The sequence below is a fragment of the Emticicia agri genome, assembly GCF_004168285.1.
In the GTDB taxonomy this organism is placed as follows: domain Bacteria; phylum Bacteroidota; class Bacteroidia; order Cytophagales; family Spirosomataceae; genus Emticicia; species Emticicia agri.
Genome location: NZ_SEWF01000009.1, coordinates 151,953 through 169,257, shown reverse-complemented (window position 1 = coordinate 169,257; position 17,305 = coordinate 151,953). Strand labels below are relative to the sequence as shown.

General features: G+C 38.0%; 15 protein-coding genes. 7 read left to right on the top strand and 8 right to left on the bottom strand.

The features are described 5' to 3' along the window. The first annotated feature begins 11 nt into the window (after positions 1 to 11). A complete protein-coding gene (locus EWM59_RS08430) occupies positions 12 to 1,280 on the top strand; it encodes a metal-dependent hydrolase family protein (RefSeq protein ID WP_130020517.1) in 1,269 nt (422 codons plus the stop codon). 49 nt (positions 1,281 to 1,329) lie between these two features. Here EWM59_RS08430 and EWM59_RS08425 read toward each other — a convergent pair whose 3' ends face one another. Together EWM59_RS08425 and EWM59_RS08420 are read right to left on the bottom strand one after the other, a co-directional pair. Further along, positions 1,330 to 2,181: an N-acetylmuramoyl-L-alanine amidase-like domain-containing protein gene (locus EWM59_RS08425; protein WP_229239316.1), complete on the bottom strand. Its 852-nt coding sequence runs from the start codon at positions 2,179 to 2,181 to the stop codon at positions 1,330 to 1,332. Between the two features lie 67 nt (positions 2,182 to 2,248). Further along, on the bottom strand, positions 2,249 to 3,538 hold the full coding sequence (locus tag EWM59_RS08420; RefSeq protein WP_130020516.1) for an aminopeptidase P N-terminal domain-containing protein: 1,290 nt from the start codon (positions 3,536 to 3,538) through the stop codon (positions 2,249 to 2,251). A 151-nt stretch (positions 3,539 to 3,689) separates the two neighbouring features. On the opposite strand from EWM59_RS08420, the gene EWM59_RS08415 reads away from it, so the two are divergent. The 3 genes from EWM59_RS08415 to EWM59_RS08405 all read left to right on the top strand — a co-directional run bounded on the left by EWM59_RS08415 (position 3,690) and on the right by EWM59_RS08405 (position 7,983). After that, positions 3,690 to 5,279, top strand: coding sequence for a S8 family serine peptidase (locus tag EWM59_RS08415; protein ID WP_229239315.1), 1,590 nt, complete (start codon positions 3,690 to 3,692; stop codon positions 5,277 to 5,279). Between the two features lie 113 nt (positions 5,280 to 5,392). Then, positions 5,393 to 7,291 (top strand): tetratricopeptide repeat-containing sensor histidine kinase, encoded by a 1,899-nt coding sequence (locus EWM59_RS08410; protein WP_130020515.1) that lies wholly within the window; start codon positions 5,393 to 5,395, stop codon positions 7,289 to 7,291. Positions 7,292 to 7,356: 65 nt separating this feature from the next. Beyond that, positions 7,357 to 7,983, top strand: a complete 627-nt coding sequence (locus tag EWM59_RS08405; RefSeq protein WP_130020514.1) for a response regulator transcription factor — start codon at positions 7,357 to 7,359, stop codon at positions 7,981 to 7,983. A gap of 27 nt (positions 7,984 to 8,010) precedes the next feature. Here EWM59_RS08405 and EWM59_RS08400 read toward each other — a convergent pair whose 3' ends face one another. Next, positions 8,011 to 8,532 (bottom strand): hypothetical protein, encoded by a 522-nt coding sequence (locus EWM59_RS08400; RefSeq protein ID WP_130020513.1) that lies wholly within the window; start codon positions 8,530 to 8,532, stop codon positions 8,011 to 8,013. A 244-nt stretch (positions 8,533 to 8,776) separates the two neighbouring features. Here EWM59_RS08400 and EWM59_RS08395 point away from each other — a divergent pair, with 244 nt between their 5' ends. The 3 genes from EWM59_RS08395 to EWM59_RS08385 are packed head-to-tail and all read left to right on the top strand — an operon-like array spanning position 8,777 to position 11,936. Continuing rightward, a complete protein-coding gene (locus EWM59_RS08395) occupies positions 8,777 to 9,301 on the top strand; it encodes a gluconate 2-dehydrogenase subunit 3 family protein (protein ID WP_130020512.1) in 525 nt (174 codons plus the stop codon). A gap of 28 nt (positions 9,302 to 9,329) precedes the next feature. Continuing rightward, on the top strand, positions 9,330 to 11,045 hold the full coding sequence (locus EWM59_RS08390; RefSeq protein WP_130020511.1) for a GMC oxidoreductase: 1,716 nt from the start codon (positions 9,330 to 9,332) through the stop codon (positions 11,043 to 11,045). 39 nt (positions 11,046 to 11,084) lie between these two features. Beyond that, the gene (locus EWM59_RS08385; RefSeq protein WP_130020510.1) at positions 11,085 to 11,936 is read left to right on the top strand and encodes a sugar phosphate isomerase/epimerase family protein; all 852 of its coding nucleotides are present in this window, start codon (positions 11,085 to 11,087) and stop codon (positions 11,934 to 11,936) included. Between the two features lie 264 nt (positions 11,937 to 12,200). On the opposite strand, the gene EWM59_RS08380 is transcribed toward EWM59_RS08385, so the two are convergent. From EWM59_RS08380 to lpxB, 5 genes are all read right to left on the bottom strand, one after another. Continuing rightward, positions 12,201 to 12,992 carry an alpha/beta hydrolase gene (locus tag EWM59_RS08380; protein WP_130020509.1) on the bottom strand — a complete coding sequence of 264 codons (792 nt, stop codon included), beginning with the start codon at positions 12,990 to 12,992 and terminating at the stop codon, positions 12,201 to 12,203. A gap of 223 nt (positions 12,993 to 13,215) precedes the next feature. After that, positions 13,216 to 13,803, bottom strand: coding sequence for a Crp/Fnr family transcriptional regulator (locus EWM59_RS08375; RefSeq protein WP_130020508.1), 588 nt, complete (start codon positions 13,801 to 13,803; stop codon positions 13,216 to 13,218). Between the two features lie 136 nt (positions 13,804 to 13,939). After that, the gene (sufB, locus tag EWM59_RS08370; protein WP_130020507.1) at positions 13,940 to 15,409 is read right to left on the bottom strand and encodes a Fe-S cluster assembly protein SufB; all 1,470 of its coding nucleotides are present in this window, start codon (positions 15,407 to 15,409) and stop codon (positions 13,940 to 13,942) included. Between the two features lie 194 nt (positions 15,410 to 15,603). After that, positions 15,604 to 16,089 (bottom strand): hypothetical protein, encoded by a 486-nt coding sequence (locus tag EWM59_RS08365; protein WP_130020506.1) that lies wholly within the window; start codon positions 16,087 to 16,089, stop codon positions 15,604 to 15,606. Between the two features lie 22 nt (positions 16,090 to 16,111). Then, complete coding sequence (lpxB, locus tag EWM59_RS08360) at positions 16,112 to 17,236, bottom strand: lipid-A-disaccharide synthase (protein ID WP_130020505.1); 1,125 nt, start codon at positions 17,234 to 17,236, stop codon at positions 16,112 to 16,114. Between the last annotated feature and the right edge of the window lie 69 nt (positions 17,237 to 17,305).

Sequence of the window (17,305 nt, the reverse complement as noted above, 5' to 3'; positions counted from 1 at the left end):
CACCAATTTCTATGAAAAAATCTATACTCATTACTATTCCTTTAATCTTTCTGCTATTTATCAATTCAATTGCCCAAAAAACTATTTATCTGAAACCTGCCAGCGTATTTGATGGAGAAAGAATACTCGAAAATTACGGGGTGCTTGTTAAAAACAATAAAATAGAACAGGTAGCTCTACAAACAGACATTGAAAAAAATCTTAACAAAGAGGTTAGCATTTTAGAATTTAAAAACTGCACGTTATTACCCGGAATGATTGAAGGGCATACGCATTTATTTCTTCACCCCTATAATGAAACCTCCTGGGATGACCAGGTTTTAAAAGAACCTCGTTCATACCGCACAGCCAGAGCCATAAAACATGCTGAAAGAACATTGAAAGCCGGATTTACCACGGCAAGAGACTTAGGTACTGAGGGCGCAGAATTCGATGACGTAGGATTAAAAATGGCTATAAGTGAGCAAGTCGTACAAGGCCCTCGTCTGTTAATTGCCACCAAAGCATTAGTAGCGACCGGTAGCTATGCTCCCAAAGGATTTGCCTCTGACATTTCGGTACCACAAGGTGCTGAGGAAGCTGACGGACACGATGATTTAATAAAAAAAGTAAGAAATCAGATTGGTAGAGGTGCTGACCTGATTAAAATCTATGCCGATTATCGATGGGGACTGAGAGGTGAAGCTGCGCCAACCTTTACACTTGATGAGATTAAACTGGTGGTAGCCACGGCTAAAAGTTCAGGCAGGCCAACGGTTGCCCATGCCTCTACAGCTGAAGGCATGAGAAGGGCTATATTGGGTGGTGTAGAAACTATAGAACACGGCGACGGTGGTACGCCTGAAATCTGGAAACTGATGGTAGAGAAAAATGTGTATCTCTGCCCTACTTTAGCCGCAGGTGATGCTTTGCTTCAATACCGTGGCTGGAAAAAGGGGATTGACCCTGACCCCGAAAGAATCAAACAGAAAAAAGAAGCCTTTAAAGAAATAATAAAGTCTGGTGTAAAAATATGTATGGGTGGTGATGTAGGTGTTTTTGCACATGGCGACAATGCCCGTGAAATAGAAATGTTAGTAGAGTATGGCATGAAACCCATTGAGGCGCTGAAATCTGCCACCAGTATCAATGCAGATGCGTTTCATATAGAAAAACAGGTAGGAAGAATTAAAGCCGGACTATTGGCTGATATAGTAATTGTAGAAGGAAATCCTGCCGATAATATCAAAGCAGTAAGGAATGTAAAAATGGTTATGAAAGACGGACAGGTGATAGAGTAAAACCAGCCTGCCGCAAATCCGAAATTTGCGGCAGGCTTTTAAAAGGCTATTATAATAACCTTACTACTGCTATGCCTGAATGTTTTTTGAATCGGTTGAGGTAATCTGCTAAAGGTTCAACAGAAATTATTATCTTTTTCATTTCCTGAGAGGCATGCAGTAAGTGAATTCTGCCGTTTTTTCTGAAAGCAAAACCTTCGTGATTAAAATCGAGCCCTTCTATATTTGAGGTGATAGCTATTATGTCGCCATCTTGAATCTGGCTTTCAATTTTCCTTACATTGGCTTTAGGTATGTAATAAAAATCGTATTTATTCAGATGATTTTCGTAGTTTGCCACGGCTGAAAAGGTTTCACTACTTTGCAGATGTGGGTACAAATCACGGTGTCTGGTCATAAAATTGATTTCTTTTTCAGCAGGAATGCCCCCTATCATTTCGCTCATATCCTGTACAATTTTATTCTCCTCGGCTCTTATTGCCCATTCTTTAAAATAATGCAACCGGGAAGCATACCCATCTATTTTACCATCACGATACCTCAATTTCTTTAAGTTATTCAGAAAAACGGCAAAATCGGGTTTAGAAGAATGTTTGGTAACAGCCATTGCTGAAACAGTTTCTACAAATGTCCAGCAATCAAAATCTTTCAGATTACAGACTAATTGCTCTTTTGTTGGTACATCAAGCGTGCCCGCTTTATAGGCTTGTCCGATAAAAGACTGAGCAATAGTTATGGCCGACTGAGCAGTGGTTTCACCCTTTGGTAATTCCATTTTTTGCTTAAAAACCAACTGGTCAGCACTCTGGGCTAATAATACATTCGAAATAAGAATTAATAAAGCTATGCAATAAAACCTCATCATTGGTTGCCCGGCGAATGGGTGCATGGTGGAAAACATCTTTTTATACATTAAATTATCAGCAAGGCAAAGATAGCCTAAAGTTTATTTTTAGTAAGTATCGTTTCTAATGATTCATTAACGCTTCTATCTCGTCAATTTCAATCGGAATATGTTCCATCAAATCTATATTTCCTCTTTGGGTAATCAGTATATCATTTTCTAAACGAATACCTAAATTTTCTTCAGGAATATAAATACCCGGTTCACAGGTAAAAACCATTCCCGGTTTAAACGTTTCATATCTGCTACCCACATCATGCACATCAAGCCCTAAGTGGTGTCCTATTCCATGTGGGAAATACTTTCGGTATAGAGGTGCTTCAGGGTCTTGTCTTTCTACTTCTGCTTTATTCAGAAGCCCTAACGCTATCAATTCGATTTCTACTACCTTGCCTACATCTTTTCGGAGTTTATCCAAGGTATTGCCTTTTACTATCATATTGCGGGCAATACGCATAATTCTTAATACCGACTCATATACCTGTCTCTGGCGTTGGGTAAATCGTCCGTTCACAGGTAAACAACGGGTAATGTCAGCATTATAGTTGGCATACTCCGCCCCGAAATCTAACAATATAACTTCTCCGTCTCTACAAATATTGTTGTTGGTGATATAATGTAAAACACAAGCATTTGCTCCTGAAGCCATAATAGGATGAAAAGCATGACCCCGTGAACGATTCATCAGAAACTCATGTGTTAGTTCGGCTTCCAGTTCAAACTCTCGTACATTCGGCTTTAAAAACCTGGCCATTCTTTTGAAACCTTTTGCGGATATATCAATAGCTTTTTTTAAAAGTTCAATCTCAATAGGCTGTTTTATTACCCTTAATTGTCGCATCAATGGAGCTAATCTTTCAAGGCGATGCAACGGGAATTTCTGCTGAAATTCCGTAATAAATCTTCTTTCCCGACTCTGAAATTTCCAGTCAGCGCCATCATGCTCATTCATATTTAGGTAAACCTGGTCTGCCTCAAAAACAAGTTTCCGAAGTATAGACTCAAAACTGCTTGTCCAGACAACTTTATTAATGTCCGAAATTGTAGTTGCTTTCGCTTTGGTCAGTTTTTCACCCTCCCACGTTTTTATATGTTCACTGGTTTCACGCAGTAATAATATCTCCCTGAAATTTTCATCAATAAAATCAGGAAACAAAATCAGAATACTTTCTTCCTGGTCAATACCTGTTAAATAGAAAAAATCGTTATTTTGCCTGAAACCTAATGTACCGTCGGCATTACTCGGAATCACATCGTTCGACAAAACAATTACCATCGATTTAGGTTTTAATAAAGAATTAAGGCGTTTGCGGTTGCTCAAAAACAAGGTTGAATCAATGGGTTCGTAACGCATATTGGGTGATTTTATAGGTAAGCTTAATCGCTTGGGTTATTATATCAGTATTTTTAGCTAAATTTATCAATCAAATTTAGTACTGTATTAAAATTTTAATGATATTCTGCTGAGATTCATCTCATAAAGCAGGTATCATATCTTCAATATTATGAATTATCGTTTGGGCATGACAAGGGTTGGACAATTTTTGATTAACTTTTTTTTATTCGTTTTTGTTTCTTTACAGGGCTATTCGCAGCAAAAATACTGGGTTCTTTTCAAAGATAAAGAATTAAATACAAAAGCTGCTATTTCAGAGAAATGTAAAGAAAACAGAAAAACGCTGGGTATTCCTGAAATTCAGGCAAGCGATTTTCCGGTCAATAAAACATATATCAGCCAACTGCAAGCCCAAGGTATATCAGTTATTAACCAAACCAGATGGCTGAATGGCATTTCTACTTATCTTACTCCCTCACAGTTACAATACACCAAAAGCCTTTTTTTTGTTCAGGAAATCGTTCCGATAGATAGCAAATTAATCTTAGCTAAGACCAGTCCTACGCTTGAACCTCTGAAATCAAAAGATGATTTGAGAGTTGATTTTGTGATGAAACAGGTAGGCATTGAGGGGTTTCTGCAAGCAGGACTAAACGGGAAAGGCGTTACGATTGGCGTAATAGATGCCGGATATTATGGTGTCAGCGAGTCTCCGGCTTTAGGTCACTTATTTACTGAAAACAGAATTTTAGGCATACATGATTACATTAATCCTAAAAAAACGAATCATTTTGATGAGAGAGAAACTTCTTCAGATTTTCATGGCACCGAGGTTCTGGCAGCTATTACTGGTAAGTCACAGGATAATAAATTACTATTAGGTCTGGCAACACAGGCAAATTTTTACCTGGCAAGAACCGATACCGGAGGCCGGGAGTTTAGAGGTGAAGAAGACAATTGGGTAGCCGCTATGGAATGGATGGATAGTTTGGGCGTTCGGCTCATAAACACCTCTTTGGGCTATGCCAAAGGTTTTTCTAATTCTAAAGAAGATTATAAACCTGAACAAATGAATGGCAGCACAAGTATCATAGCCCGTGCTGCCAAAATGGCCACGGAAGAAAAAGGAATGATTGTAGTTGTGTCAGCCGGAAATGAAGGCGATGACCGGGACTGGCGGATTATTTCAACTCCTGCCGATGTGGAAGGAACCATTGCCGTAGGAGCCACCAATGAAGCAGGTCTTAAAATGGGTTACAGTAGTATAGGCCCTGATTTTTTAGATTATGTAAAGCCCAATGTAGCTTGTTACTCACTCTATGGAACCTCTCTGGCGGCTCCGGTTATAACCGGATTTATTGCCTGTATGTTACAGGCCAATCCTAAACTGACCAATAAAGAAATTAAAGGCTATCTTCAAAAGTCTTCCAGTTTATATCCTTTTGGCAATAATTTTATAGGGTTTGGTATCCCTAATGCGTCAAAAGCTATAGACTTAATGCAAAATCCAGCAAGAGAGCCATTAGAAACACGAAATATAACCCGCACTATTTCAGTAGCTGAAAATGACCAACAGGTAGAAATTGCTGTAAAAGAAGGTGAAACGATTGCAGTTTTTTACAAGAAAACCCCTTTTCTTGTACTTTCGCAAGATGCCCAGAAAGTAAGACACAATTCTATTGTACTTAAACGCAATTCCAAGGTAAAACACACGACGGTGGTTACCAAAGAAGAAGTGATTGAAGTAATCTGGCTTTAAAGGATTATATCATTCTATATTTATTGCTTATTGATATAAGCGAAGGTTTTCTGATAAAAAATCTTATTTTTGTATCAGTGCGCTACATTTATGATACATGCCTGATACCTGTTATGAAAAAAACCTTCGTGTTCTTCACTTGTTTGTGCTTTAGCACCTCCTATCTGTCTTTTGCGCAATACCCCAAAACTATCGATTCTCTTACGGTCTTTTTAAAAACCGAAAAGCAGGATACCGTGTATGTGCAGGCACTCAGTGAATTTACTTTCCAGAAAATTCAGCATGGTAAATATGCCACAGCAGATTCAGGCATTACTGCCTTAGAAGCTTTAAGTAAAAAACTGAACTACGGAACAGGTTTTTACCGGGCAATGAACTCAAGAGGTTTTCTGGCGTATTCAAAACAGAATTATGATGTAGCACTTGATTATTTTCTGAAATGTGCTGAGATTATTGATACATATAAATTACCCAAAAGAACCTATCAGAACGCTCTAAACAATATCAGCATAGCGTATGGCGCTAATGGCGACCGTGAAAAAGCCACAAAATATGCGATGGATCTGATAGATTTTCAGGAAAAGAATAAGCTAAAACCACTTAAAAGTAGTCCATACGACCGCATTGCCAACAACCTGCAACACTATAAAAAATACGACGAGGCGCTTGTCTATTATAAAAAAGCACTACAGATAGAAATTGATAATAATAATAAGATATACATTGCTATTGCAGAAAACAGTATAGGGAATATTTATGAATTGATGAAGAAACCGGATGAAGCCATAGCCTGCTTTCTGAGAGGATTAAAAAGTGCCGAAGAAGCCGATTATACCCTATTACAAACCGATTTTCTGACTAATTTAGGTCGCCTGTATTTTGCAAAAAATGAGTTTGGAAAAGCAGAAGCTTACCTCAAAAAAAGTGAAAAATTAATTAAAGAATTAGAGGCAAATCAATCGTTAAAAATAGTTTATCAGAATCTGGGGGATTTATATGCTAAACAGCATAAGAATGAACTTGCCGAAAAATATTACTTAGAAGCGCTGGCATTAGCCAAAGAATCGAAAGATATATATATGTTTTATAGCATCAATGAAAATCTTTCCGTCTTCTATGCTGACACCAGGCAGTATGAAAAAGCCTATGAGTATAAATTAGCTTCTGAAACAGCGAAGGATTCCACCTTTAAATTAGAAACTGCTAAAAATACAGAAGAACTCCAAACCAAGTATGAAACCAAGCAAAAGGAACAGGAAATAGCACTGCTGAATGAAAAAAATGCCAATGCTTCATTACAGAATAAGGGTATAACTTTCGGGAGTGTCTTATTGTTATTGTTAGCAGGGGTCTTTACCATATTGATACTTAACCGGAATAAACTCAAACGTTTACAGGAGGCCGAAAAACTATGCAATAGAATAGCTTCTGACCTGCATGATGAAATCGGGAGTACGCTAAGTAGTATTTTATTGATAAGTGGAATGGCTAAAAACCAGCATATTATTCAAACGAACGAAGGAAGTAACCGAATGTTCTCAAAAATTCATTCGGACTCTCAGCACGTCATGGAATCGGTTGATGAAATCATCTGGTCGGTTAATCCGGTGCATGATTCATTACAAGGCATTTTACTGCGGCTGAGAGAATATGCTTTGCCTTTAGCTGAATCAAAAAATATTTCTTTTGATTTTAAGGTAGATGAGGACATTGAAAACCTGGCTTTGCCGATGGAAATCAGAAGAAACCTTTATCTGATTATCAAGGAAGCCATCAATAACCTCATTAAATATTCAGAGGCCAGTAAAGCAAACGTGCATTTTGTGAAAGACAAAAAAGACATTTCGGTTACGGTTGAAGACAATGGCAAAGGCTTTGATACATTAGCAAGCACCACCAGAAACGGACTTAAGAACATGAAATTGCGTGCTGCTGAAATGGGAGCTAAAATCGATATCCTTTCCAATCCACAATCCGGTTCTCTCATAAAACTCAGTTTTTCTATCACATAAATCCGTCATTTATCAGTAATACTAAATCCTTTATTTTTGCTAAAAAATAATTTAAGACCGCAGCTATGATAAGAGTTTCTATTTACGAAGATAATGCTCAATTGAACGAAACTTTGGTTTGGGTGATTGAATCATGTGAAGAAATGGTGCTGGTAGGTTCACATCAGGACCCGACCAATATATTAGAAGACATAAGCACAGAGCAACCCGACGTAATTATGATGGATATAGAAATGCCTTACATGACCGGAATAGAAGCCACAAGGCTGGTATCTAAAAAATTAACAAAAGTGCCTAAAATACTGATGCTCACTGTTTTTGAAGATACAAACCGGATTTTTGAAGCCATCAAAGCTGGAGCAGTAGGTTATTTACTAAAAAAAACCGCCGGAGATAAAATTATTCAAAGCATCAAAGAGGTGTATCAGGGAGGTAGTGCCATGAGCCCATCTATTGCACTGAAAGTTCTTTCCAGTTTTCAGGAACCAAAGGTCAACCCTTATGAATTAACCAATCGGGAAGTAGAGGTTCTGCAAAGGTTGGTAGAAGGCGACAGTTACAAACTCATCGCCTATCATTATGATATCAGCATCAATACCGTTGAAAAACATATTTTACATATTTATCAGAAATTGCATGTCAATTCAAAAGGTGAAGCCATCACCAAAGCTATCCGGGATAAATTGGTATAATAGTTTAAAAACTGTTTTTTGGCAATATCAACTCATTGCAACCCCCAAACCGATGGCTGCTGCTTTTCCACGTCTCCGCAAAAAATAGAAACCTATGAAAAACCCTGTTAAGGTTAACAACTCAGCATTTTCCTCCTGCTCTATAATACTGATTTTCCCTTCCTGATTCAGAAAATTTCTATTGCGGTCGTAATTGATAATCACAGGGTCATTATCAGTCAATGGCAGGTCATGAATAAGTTGCCATTCGCTCATAAAGAAATCTGCTCTTTTCCATACATATTTTTCACCATTAGCCAATTGCGCTTCAGCTTTACCTCTGAAACCCAGATTAATTTTAGCCACTTCCCGGTTAGTTTCATCGGTAACCGTTACTTCTTTATTGATGAAACCATATACATCGAACCTGAATTTTTTCCCATTCAGTTCGGCCTCTACATCTCTTTCAAACAGTTTAAAAGTAATGGTGCTTACTATATTTCCATTATCGTCTTTGAATTCAATATGCCTGTTAAATGCTTTTCTGGTCCAGTTCAATGATTTTGTCATAGTCAATGCTTAGTTTTGATTAGGTAAATGAGAGAATTTTTACGTTACACTTTACTCCAGTTAATAATACAGTTTTTCCTGAAATATTTATTCATTCATCTGCTTTAATTATTTTCTTTCTGCGCAAAATTTCTCCTCTTTTTAAAAGTAGTATTATTTTATCTATACAAAACTAAATTTTGTCTCATAAAAACTAAAAAGAATTAAATTTTAAAGTAAATTTATCCCACCAAATATTCTCCCTATGAACCGTCGTATTGCTATCAGAGACCTCACTCTGGCACTGGGTGGGCTTACCTCTCTTCCTGCCTGGGCTACCAATGGCTGGACCACCCATTCTTTTCAATTGAATCAGCGTTATTTCAAGGCCAATGAACAGCACCTGCTTGCTACCATAGTAGAAACCATCATACCCGAATCGGATACAAAGGGCGCAAAGTCTTTAGGAGTACCCGCTTTTTTACAGAAAATGTTACAGGATTGCTATGAGCCTACGGTATCAGAAAATATAAAGAATGGCCTGACTGCTACTGAAAAAGCGGCTCAGAAACAATTCGGAAAAAGTTTTGATGATTGCGATACGCAACAGAAGCAGCAAATTTTATTAGGATTCGAAAAAAACGAAGATACCAGACTAAAGGATTTTTATAGCCTCGTAAAAAATCTCACGATTCTGGGTTATACTACTTCTGAGTATGTACAAACCGGATTTCTGAAATACAATATGGCTCCAGGTCACTACTATGGTTGTGTACCCGTAAAAAAATAAACTATTCATCATTATCTATCATACCAACATGGCAAATCTTGCTTTAGATGCAAAAAAACAGAACACATATGATGCCATCGTAATCGGCTCTGGTATTAGTGGTGGCTGGGCTGCTAAAGAATTGTGTGAGAAAGGTTTAAAGACGATAGTATTAGAGCGTGGACGTGATATTAAACACATTGCCGACTATTCTACGGCCATGATGAATCCCTGGGATTTTGAGCATCGTGGACAAGTTCCTTTAGATATCAGAAGCCAATATCCAAAAGGCAGAGCAGCTTTTTTAAGAGAAGAAACCCTCCCATTTGCCTTAAAAGATGGTGTCCAGCCTTTTGTGGAAGAAAAACCATTTACCTGGACCCGTGGATACCATGTGGGTGGAAAATCGCTGATGTGGGCAAGACAAACCCAACGTTGGAGCGACCTGGATTTTGAAGGACCGAAGCGTGATGGTTTTGCAGTAGACTGGCCTATCCGTTATGCAGATATTGCTCCCTGGTATAGCCATGTCGAAAAATTTGCAGGAATTTCAGGAAATAAAGATGGTTTACAGGAATTACCCGATGGAGAATTTCTTACACCCATCGAACTCAATTGCGTAGAACAACATCTGAAAAAGGTCTTAATCAAAGAATACGACAATAAACGCCATGTGATTCAGGGGCGGTGTGCGCATGTAACCGACCCTAAGCCTATCCATACTCAGCAAGGCAGAGCCAAATGCCAGCATCGCAACCTTTGCAACCGTGGATGCCCGTATGGTGGTTATTTCAGCAGCAATGCTTCTACTCTGCCCTGGGCGGCTAAAACAGGTAACATGACTCTGAGACCTTTTTCAACGGTTCATTCCATTATTTTTGATGAAAAGCTCAACAAAGCCAGCGGGGTTAGGGTAGTTGATACCAATACCAAAGAAATGATTGAGTATTATGCCAGAATTATTTTTGTAAATGGTTCAGCACTCAACTCAAATTTAATTCTGCTCAATTCTATCTCTAATCGTTTTCCGAACGGATTAGGTAACGATAACGGGCTTTTAGGTAAATTTATAGCTTGGCACAACTATCGGGGCAAAATATCGGCAGAGTATGATGGCTTTTTAGATAAAACTACCGATGGAAAAAATCCAAGCAATGGCTATGTACCACGATTCCGAAACCTGTTTTCGCAGGAAACGGACTTTTTGAGAGGTTATGCCGCCGGAATAGGTGCAGGAAGAGGCTCCTCATCAAGTCGTGAAGGAATTGGTGAAGACCTGAAAAATAGCCTGCTTTTTCCTAAAATAAATAATCATTGGGGTGTAAGCTCGTGGATGATGGGCGAATGTATCCCTATCGAGAAAAACCATGTCAGACTGCACGAAACCCTGAAAGACCCTTATGGTATTCCGCAATTAGTTACATCTGCCGAGTGGACAGATAATGATGCCAAAATGGTGCAGGATTATATGGAACAATTTACAGAAATGTTTACCAAGGCAGGATTCAGAAACATTAAAGCTGTAGATACCAAATCAAATCCCGGTGCTGATATTCATGAAATGGGCGGAGTACGCATGGGAAATGACCCTAAAACATCTATGCTTAATAAGTGGAATGCGCTTCATCTGTGTAAAAACGTTTTTGTAACCGATGGAGCCTGTATGACCTCAACCGGAACACAAAATCCATCAATAACTTACATGGCATTCACCGCTCGTGCAGCCAATTATGCCGTAAGTGAAATGAAAAAGAAAAACCTTTAATAACTATAATTAACCTCGGCGTAAAACGCCTGTCTTTCTATGAAAAAAATCATTTTTTACAGTTTGTTAAGCCTGTTATTTACACAGGAAGTAAATGCCCAGAAGAAAAAGCCCTTATACACGGCTCCTTTTGCCATACAAACTTATACTTACCGCAACGTGATGCCCAAAGATGTTCCCGGAACATTAGACCTTATTAAATCTTTAGGAATTACAGAAATTGAAGGTGGTGGTGCCAAAGGCGTTACATTGGAAGAATTTAAAAAAATGTGTGATGACCGTGGAATCAAAATCCCATCAACCGGAATTAGTTACGAGCAACTAAGAACCCCCGAGGAAACGGTTAAAAGAGCCAAAACTTTAGGTTCAACCTATGTAATGTGTGCATGGATACCTCACAAAGGCGATAATTTTACGATAGAAGAAGCTAAAAAGGCTGTGGAAGACTTTAACTATGCCGGAAAAATTTTCAAAGAAAATGGCATTACCTTCGCTTATCATGACCACGGGTATGAGTTCAGACCTTATGAAGATGGCACAATGATGGATTATATCATTAAAAATACCAATCCGGAATATGTTTCTTTTGAAATGGACGTATTATGGACCATACATGGTGGTGGAGACCCTGTGGCTCTACTGAAAAAATATGGTAATCGTTGGAAGTTAATGCACGTAAAAGACTTGAAAAAAGGCATTAAAGGCGACTTTTCAGGTCATACACCTGCCGAAAATGATGTGGTTTTAGGTACAGGACAAGCAGACTGGCCGAATATTATTAAAGAGGCAAATAAAGTAGGTATCAAACATTTCTTCATTGAAGACGAAAGCAATAACGAATTAGTGAATGTTCCGAAAAGTATCGAGTACCTGAAGAGTTTGAAACAGTAATTGTTAAATAAACTTGTTTAATAGTAATTTTGACAGAGAAAATAACTTGACACTTTAGTCAAAATTTCAAAAATCATTTATACTGAATAATTTTTATGTTATGTGCAGACTTTAGTCTGCGCCTATAAGATGATAATTCCCGTGCGACGTCCGCTTTGTTATTTTAGGCGGCGAATTGGATTCGCCGTTACTCAAGAATTACAATAAATAATAAGGGGAGAGAATGAATGCGTTCTCTCTCCTTATTATTTATAAAGCAAGCTATTATTGCTTTTGAAGCCAATCTAAAATATAATCGGCATCTTCTTTCCAGGTTGGTTGACCCAACACGTAGTGGTTTCTCCCTTTAAATTCTTTGTAATCTAACACCGAACCTGAATTTTTATAGGCTTTAAAATTACGCATATTCAGGTGAGCAGGGATGATGGTATCTTTATCACCTGATGTAATCAGTAATGGCGCATGGGGTTTGGCAAAATCAACCTTGGCAGCGCTTGTCAATCCACCTCTTGCCACAGTTTTTGATTCAGGAATCGTATTTTTTTCATAGGCTTCTTTCTGTGCTTCCAAAGGCATTCCGTTCACAAACGCATATTGCCAGTCTTCAAACGACATCAGGTAAGTTTTTTTCAATGAGGTAAACAATCCTAATGCTTTCCAGCCTGCTTTCAGGAATGAGAACTCATAAGGAAAAACACCTTGCGGAGGAACGGGGTGAATAGCAATTCCGGCTGCGCCTAAACCTCTGTTTATTAAAATCTGAGTAATTAAACCTCCTAACGAGTGGCCAATAATAATTGGTTTTTCAGAAAACTGGCTTACAATTTTTGCGTAATGATTCACCAATTCATCTAAGGTTAAGGCTGCTAAATCAGTATCTTGTGGTTGTCTGTTTCTCAGGTCGGCAGCTGTTGGCGCATCTTTAAAAGGCCAGGCTGGGGCAATGGTATTATAGCCTTTGTTTTCAAAATATTTCTGCCACTCTTGCCATGAAGAATTGTGAACAAAAGCGCCTGTGATGAATACGATGTTTTTGGTGGTGATTGAATTTTTCATTGTAGTATTGAGTTTAATGTTTAAAATCTGTCTTGTTGCAATCGTTAATGATTACGATACAAATGTCATAGATGAGCCTGACAATAATTTTAACCTAAGTTAAAATCGAAGCTATCAACAGATTTTTTTATAAATTCAATACAGTGATGAAGAATGACTTAACCACGGGGTGTTACAAAGTAATACACAGAGTTTCACGGAGTATAATTGACCCATTAAATAATCACTTACCAATAATTCTTTTACGAATGCGGCTTAAAGATGGGCCTTGAATGCCTAAATAAGATGAAATCTGATACAGCGGAATGGTATTGAAAATATCGGGGTGGTCTGCAACTAATTGTAAATACCGTTGTTCAGGAGTTTGGAATAGAAAACTTTCAGTACGATTCATCGAAACATTAAAGGCTAATTCTGCAATGAGTCTTCCTAAGTGTTCCCATTTATGTGATTGCTGATACAAGCGGTTGAGGTCATCAATATGGATGTATAAAATCCTTGAATCAACCATTGATTGAGTAAAGTAGTTACAGGGGGTTTGGGTAATAAAACTTTTAAATGAAACCACTACCTGATTTTTTGAGAAAAAGAATACATTCTTTTCTTCACCGGTATTATCGTCTACATAATAGGTTCTGAATACCCCATCAATGATAAATCCCAGGTATTTACATACATTCCGGTACTCATTATAATACTCGCCTTTTTTGTAAGTGCGTTTTTGCCAATAAGCAGCCGAAATCTTAAAATCCTCTTCATCAATGTTGGCTAATGAATGTAAAGCGTGTGCCAGTATATCAAGATCGCTCATGTTTGTAATTAGTAGATTCAGGTTTTACCAAAGCTACTGATTCTTACACCAGATAGCAAGTTTTTAAAGAAAATGTATCTAACAAAAAAGACTGCCTTCTGAGCAGTCTTTCTTTCAATAATCTATATTCTAAAAATTATCCGACACTTCCTTCTAAAGAAATCTCCAATAATTTCTGTGCTTCTACCGCAAATTCCATCGGTAATTGATTCAATACTTCTTTTACATAACCGTTCACAATCAAAGCCACTGCTTTTTCAGTAGGAATACCTCTCTGGTTACAATAAAACAATTGGTCTTCACCAATTTTTGAAGTGGTGGCTTCATGTTCTACCGAGGCCGTAGAGTTATTTACTTCAATATACGGGAATGTATGTGCGCCACATCTATCTCCCAATAGCAATGAGTCACATTGAGAGAAGTTACGGGCGTTTTGTGCTCTCTTAGAAATATCAACCAAACCTCTGTATGAATTCTGGCTCTTCCCACCCGAAATACCTTTTGATACAATACGACTCTTGGTATTCTTACCTATATGAATCATTTTGGTCCCGGTATCAGCCTGTTGCATATTATTGGTTACAGCTACCGAATAAAACTCCCCGATTGAATTATCACCACGAAGAATTACAGATGGATATTTCCAGGTTATGGCCGAACCAGTCTCAACCTGTGTCCATGATATTTTAGAACCTTCACCAAAACATAAACCACGCTTGGTTACAAAGTTATAAATACCCCCTCTACCCTCTTTATCACCCGGATACCAGTTTTGAACCGTTGAGTACTTTACTTCACTATTTTTATGGGCATAAATTTCAACTACAGCGGCGTGCAATTGGTTTTCGTCACGTTGAGGTGCTGTACAGCCTTCCAGATAACTTACATAGGCGCCTTCATCAGCCACAATCAGCGTACGTTCAAACTGACCTGTTCCGGCCGCATTGATACGGAAATAGGTTGATAGCTCCATTGGGCAACGAACACCCTTTGGAATATAACAGAAAGAACCGTCAGAGAAAACAGCCGCATTTAGTGCCGAATAAAAATTATCTTTGACAGGCACAACTGACCCTAAGTATTTTTTTATCAAATCAGGGTGTTCCTGAATGGCATCAGACATTGAACAAAAAATGATTCCTAATTTTCTCAGGTCAGCTTTAAAAGTAGTAGCTACAGAAACTGAGTCAATTACGGCATCAACGGCAACTCCCGACAAAGGTTTTGGCGCAACTCCTGCTAAACGCTCCTGTTCCTTTAGCGAAATACCCAGACGTTCGAAAGTACGACGCAATTCAGGGTCAATTTCATCAAGGCTATTAATTTCTTTTTTCTGTTTAGGAGCAGAGTAATATTTAATTCCCTGAAAATCAATCGGGCTATATTTAATATTTGCCCACTTAGGTTCAGTCATGGTAAGCCATGTTCTGAAAGCATTCAGACGCCATTCCAACATCCATTCAGGCTCGTTTTTCTTTTCAGAAATCAAACGAACAACACTTTCGTCTAATCCTGCCGGAACCTCGTCAGCCTCAATATCTGTATAAAACCCGTATTTATATTCAGAGCTTGTTAATTCTTCTAATAATTCTAAGTCTTTACTCATGTATTTTTGCTTTAAGCGCTATATTAGGTTTAAAAAGCGAAATATTAGACGTGTTGAAGAGTTCAAAAACCACGAATTCACAATCCGCTCGACTTAATAAACACCAATAAAAAAATATTTGTTCGCAAATTTAGCCTTAATACCCATACAATTTGCTAATTTGTCAAATTTATTCTCTATCAGCTATCTATACTTTATTGCACAGGCTGAAATGTAGCCACAAACTGATAAGTAACCCCGTTTAAAGTAACCGTAGTTTTTCCCGTAAAAACATTATCGTTCAGTTCTACAATATCAAAAATCGTATCATTTAGCTCTCTTCCCAAAAACACAATTTTATCAATTTTAAACTTGGTTTCGTTGTCAAGAAAACTCCAGTTCGATTTCAGCAATAAATCAGGGTCACTACCATTACATTTGGTTGCTCCTTCCTTAAACTCGTAAGTTTGGTCAGGATAAAAAATCAATATATTGTCTTTGACACAATCAGGTTGAGTGTGTACCAGATCTATGGTTAGTTTACTTGGGTCAGTTGCTTCTGCTTTGGTATTACGCCATGTTTTAGAAACTGTTCCTGCCAGATATTCTGTTTTTGATTTCAACACCACCGGCTTTTCTTTACATGAAAACAGAATTAGTCCTGTAAAAGTTAAGATAATTAAGGTTTTACTAAATCTCATTTTAAACAATTTTAATGATACATCAATGATTCGCTAATCTACTATTATTTAATATTTCTACAATTCTTTTGCCCGTTGTAGCCGATGCTCCGGTGCTGCCAAGAATGCTTCTAATTCTTTGATATTCAGCTATTTGCTCTTTTCTTCTCTCCGAATTATTTAATACCATTTTAATTTCCAGGGCGATATTTTCGGGCGTCAGTTCATCTTGCAAAAGCTCTGTTACTACTTCTTTTTGCGCAATCAGATTTACCAGCGAAATAAAAGGCACTCTAATAACTATCTTGCCTATACTGTAGGTAATTGGGCTGGTCTTATAACAAACTACTTGTGGCACACCAAATAAGGCTGTCTCTAAAGTAGCTGTTCCACTCGTTACCATAGCAGCCTCGGCATGGCTCAGAAGGTCATAAGCCTGATCAAAAACAAGGCTGATATCATCTGTTAAAAACCGCTGATAAAACTCTTTTGACAGATTCCCGACTCCTGCAATAACGAATCTATACTCGGGAAATTGCTTTTTGGTGGCCACCATCAATTCAAGCATCTTCTCTACCTCCTGCTTTCTGCTACCCGGTAATAAGGCAATGATTTTCTTGTCATTGAGCTTATTCTGGCTTAAAAAATCAGGGTTTGGCCGAAAAGTGGCAATGGCATCAAACAACGGATTACCTACAAATTCAACCTCATAATCAAATTTTTTGAAGAAATCTACCTCGAACGGAAAGATAACAAAAAGCCTGTCGATATTCTGCTTCAATTTCAACGCCCTGTTCTGATTCCAGGCCCACACTTTAGGCGAAATATAGTAAAATACCTTAAAGCCCTGTGATTTAGCCCATTTGGCAAGGCGCATATTAAAACCACCGTAATCTATCAGTATGATGGCATCAGGCTTGTAGTCAAGTACCTGTTTTTTACAGACCTTAAAAAACCCAAGAATTTTCGACAAATTCATTAGCACTTCAAAGAACCCCATAAAGGCAAGGGCTTTATAATGCATCAGTATATTTACCCCTGCCGCTTCCATATAATCTCCCCCCCATCCTACTATCTCAGCTTCTTTATCTGCCATTTTTATAGCAGTAACCAGATTAGACCCATGTAAATCTCCTGACCTCTCGCCTGCTATAATAAAATATTTCATGCTGAACAACTTCGTAATTGACTGAATGATTGATTATACTGAACTTTAAAACAGATGCTCCTGAAATAC

What these genes read in the sequence shown, in the direction of transcription:
- EWM59_RS08430 (WP_130020517.1), top strand. Translation starts at nt 12, where the DNA reads ATGAAAAAATCTATACTCATTACTATTCCTTTAATCTTTCTGCTATTT.
- EWM59_RS08365 (WP_130020506.1), bottom strand. Translation starts at nt 16,089, where the DNA reads ATGAGATTTAGTAAAACCTTAATTATCTTAACTTTTACAGGACTAATT.
- EWM59_RS08395 (WP_130020512.1), top strand. Translation starts at nt 8,777, where the DNA reads ATGAACCGTCGTATTGCTATCAGAGACCTCACTCTGGCACTGGGTGGG.
- EWM59_RS08375 (WP_130020508.1), bottom strand. Translation starts at nt 13,803, where the DNA reads ATGAGCGATCTTGATATACTGGCACACGCTTTACATTCATTAGCCAAC.
- EWM59_RS08385 (WP_130020510.1), top strand. Translation starts at nt 11,085, where the DNA reads ATGAAAAAAATCATTTTTTACAGTTTGTTAAGCCTGTTATTTACACAG.
- EWM59_RS08425 (WP_229239316.1), bottom strand. Translation starts at nt 2,181, where the DNA reads ATGTTTTCCACCATGCACCCATTCGCCGGGCAACCAATGATGAGGTTT.
- EWM59_RS08380 (WP_130020509.1), bottom strand. Translation starts at nt 12,992, where the DNA reads ATGAAAAATTCAATCACCACCAAAAACATCGTATTCATCACAGGCGCT.
- EWM59_RS08415 (WP_229239315.1), top strand. Translation starts at nt 3,690, where the DNA reads ATGAATTATCGTTTGGGCATGACAAGGGTTGGACAATTTTTGATTAAC.
- sufB (WP_130020507.1), bottom strand. Translation starts at nt 15,409, where the DNA reads ATGAGTAAAGACTTAGAATTATTAGAAGAATTAACAAGCTCTGAATAT.
- EWM59_RS08420 (WP_130020516.1), bottom strand. Translation starts at nt 3,538, where the DNA reads ATGCGTTACGAACCCATTGATTCAACCTTGTTTTTGAGCAACCGCAAA.
- EWM59_RS08400 (WP_130020513.1), bottom strand. Translation starts at nt 8,532, where the DNA reads ATGACAAAATCATTGAACTGGACCAGAAAAGCATTTAACAGGCATATT.
- EWM59_RS08390 (WP_130020511.1), top strand. Translation starts at nt 9,330, where the DNA reads ATGGCAAATCTTGCTTTAGATGCAAAAAAACAGAACACATATGATGCC.
- EWM59_RS08410 (WP_130020515.1), top strand. Translation starts at nt 5,393, where the DNA reads ATGAAAAAAACCTTCGTGTTCTTCACTTGTTTGTGCTTTAGCACCTCC.
- lpxB (WP_130020505.1), bottom strand. Translation starts at nt 17,236, where the DNA reads ATGAAATATTTTATTATAGCAGGCGAGAGGTCAGGAGATTTACATGGG.
- EWM59_RS08405 (WP_130020514.1), top strand. Translation starts at nt 7,357, where the DNA reads ATGATAAGAGTTTCTATTTACGAAGATAATGCTCAATTGAACGAAACT.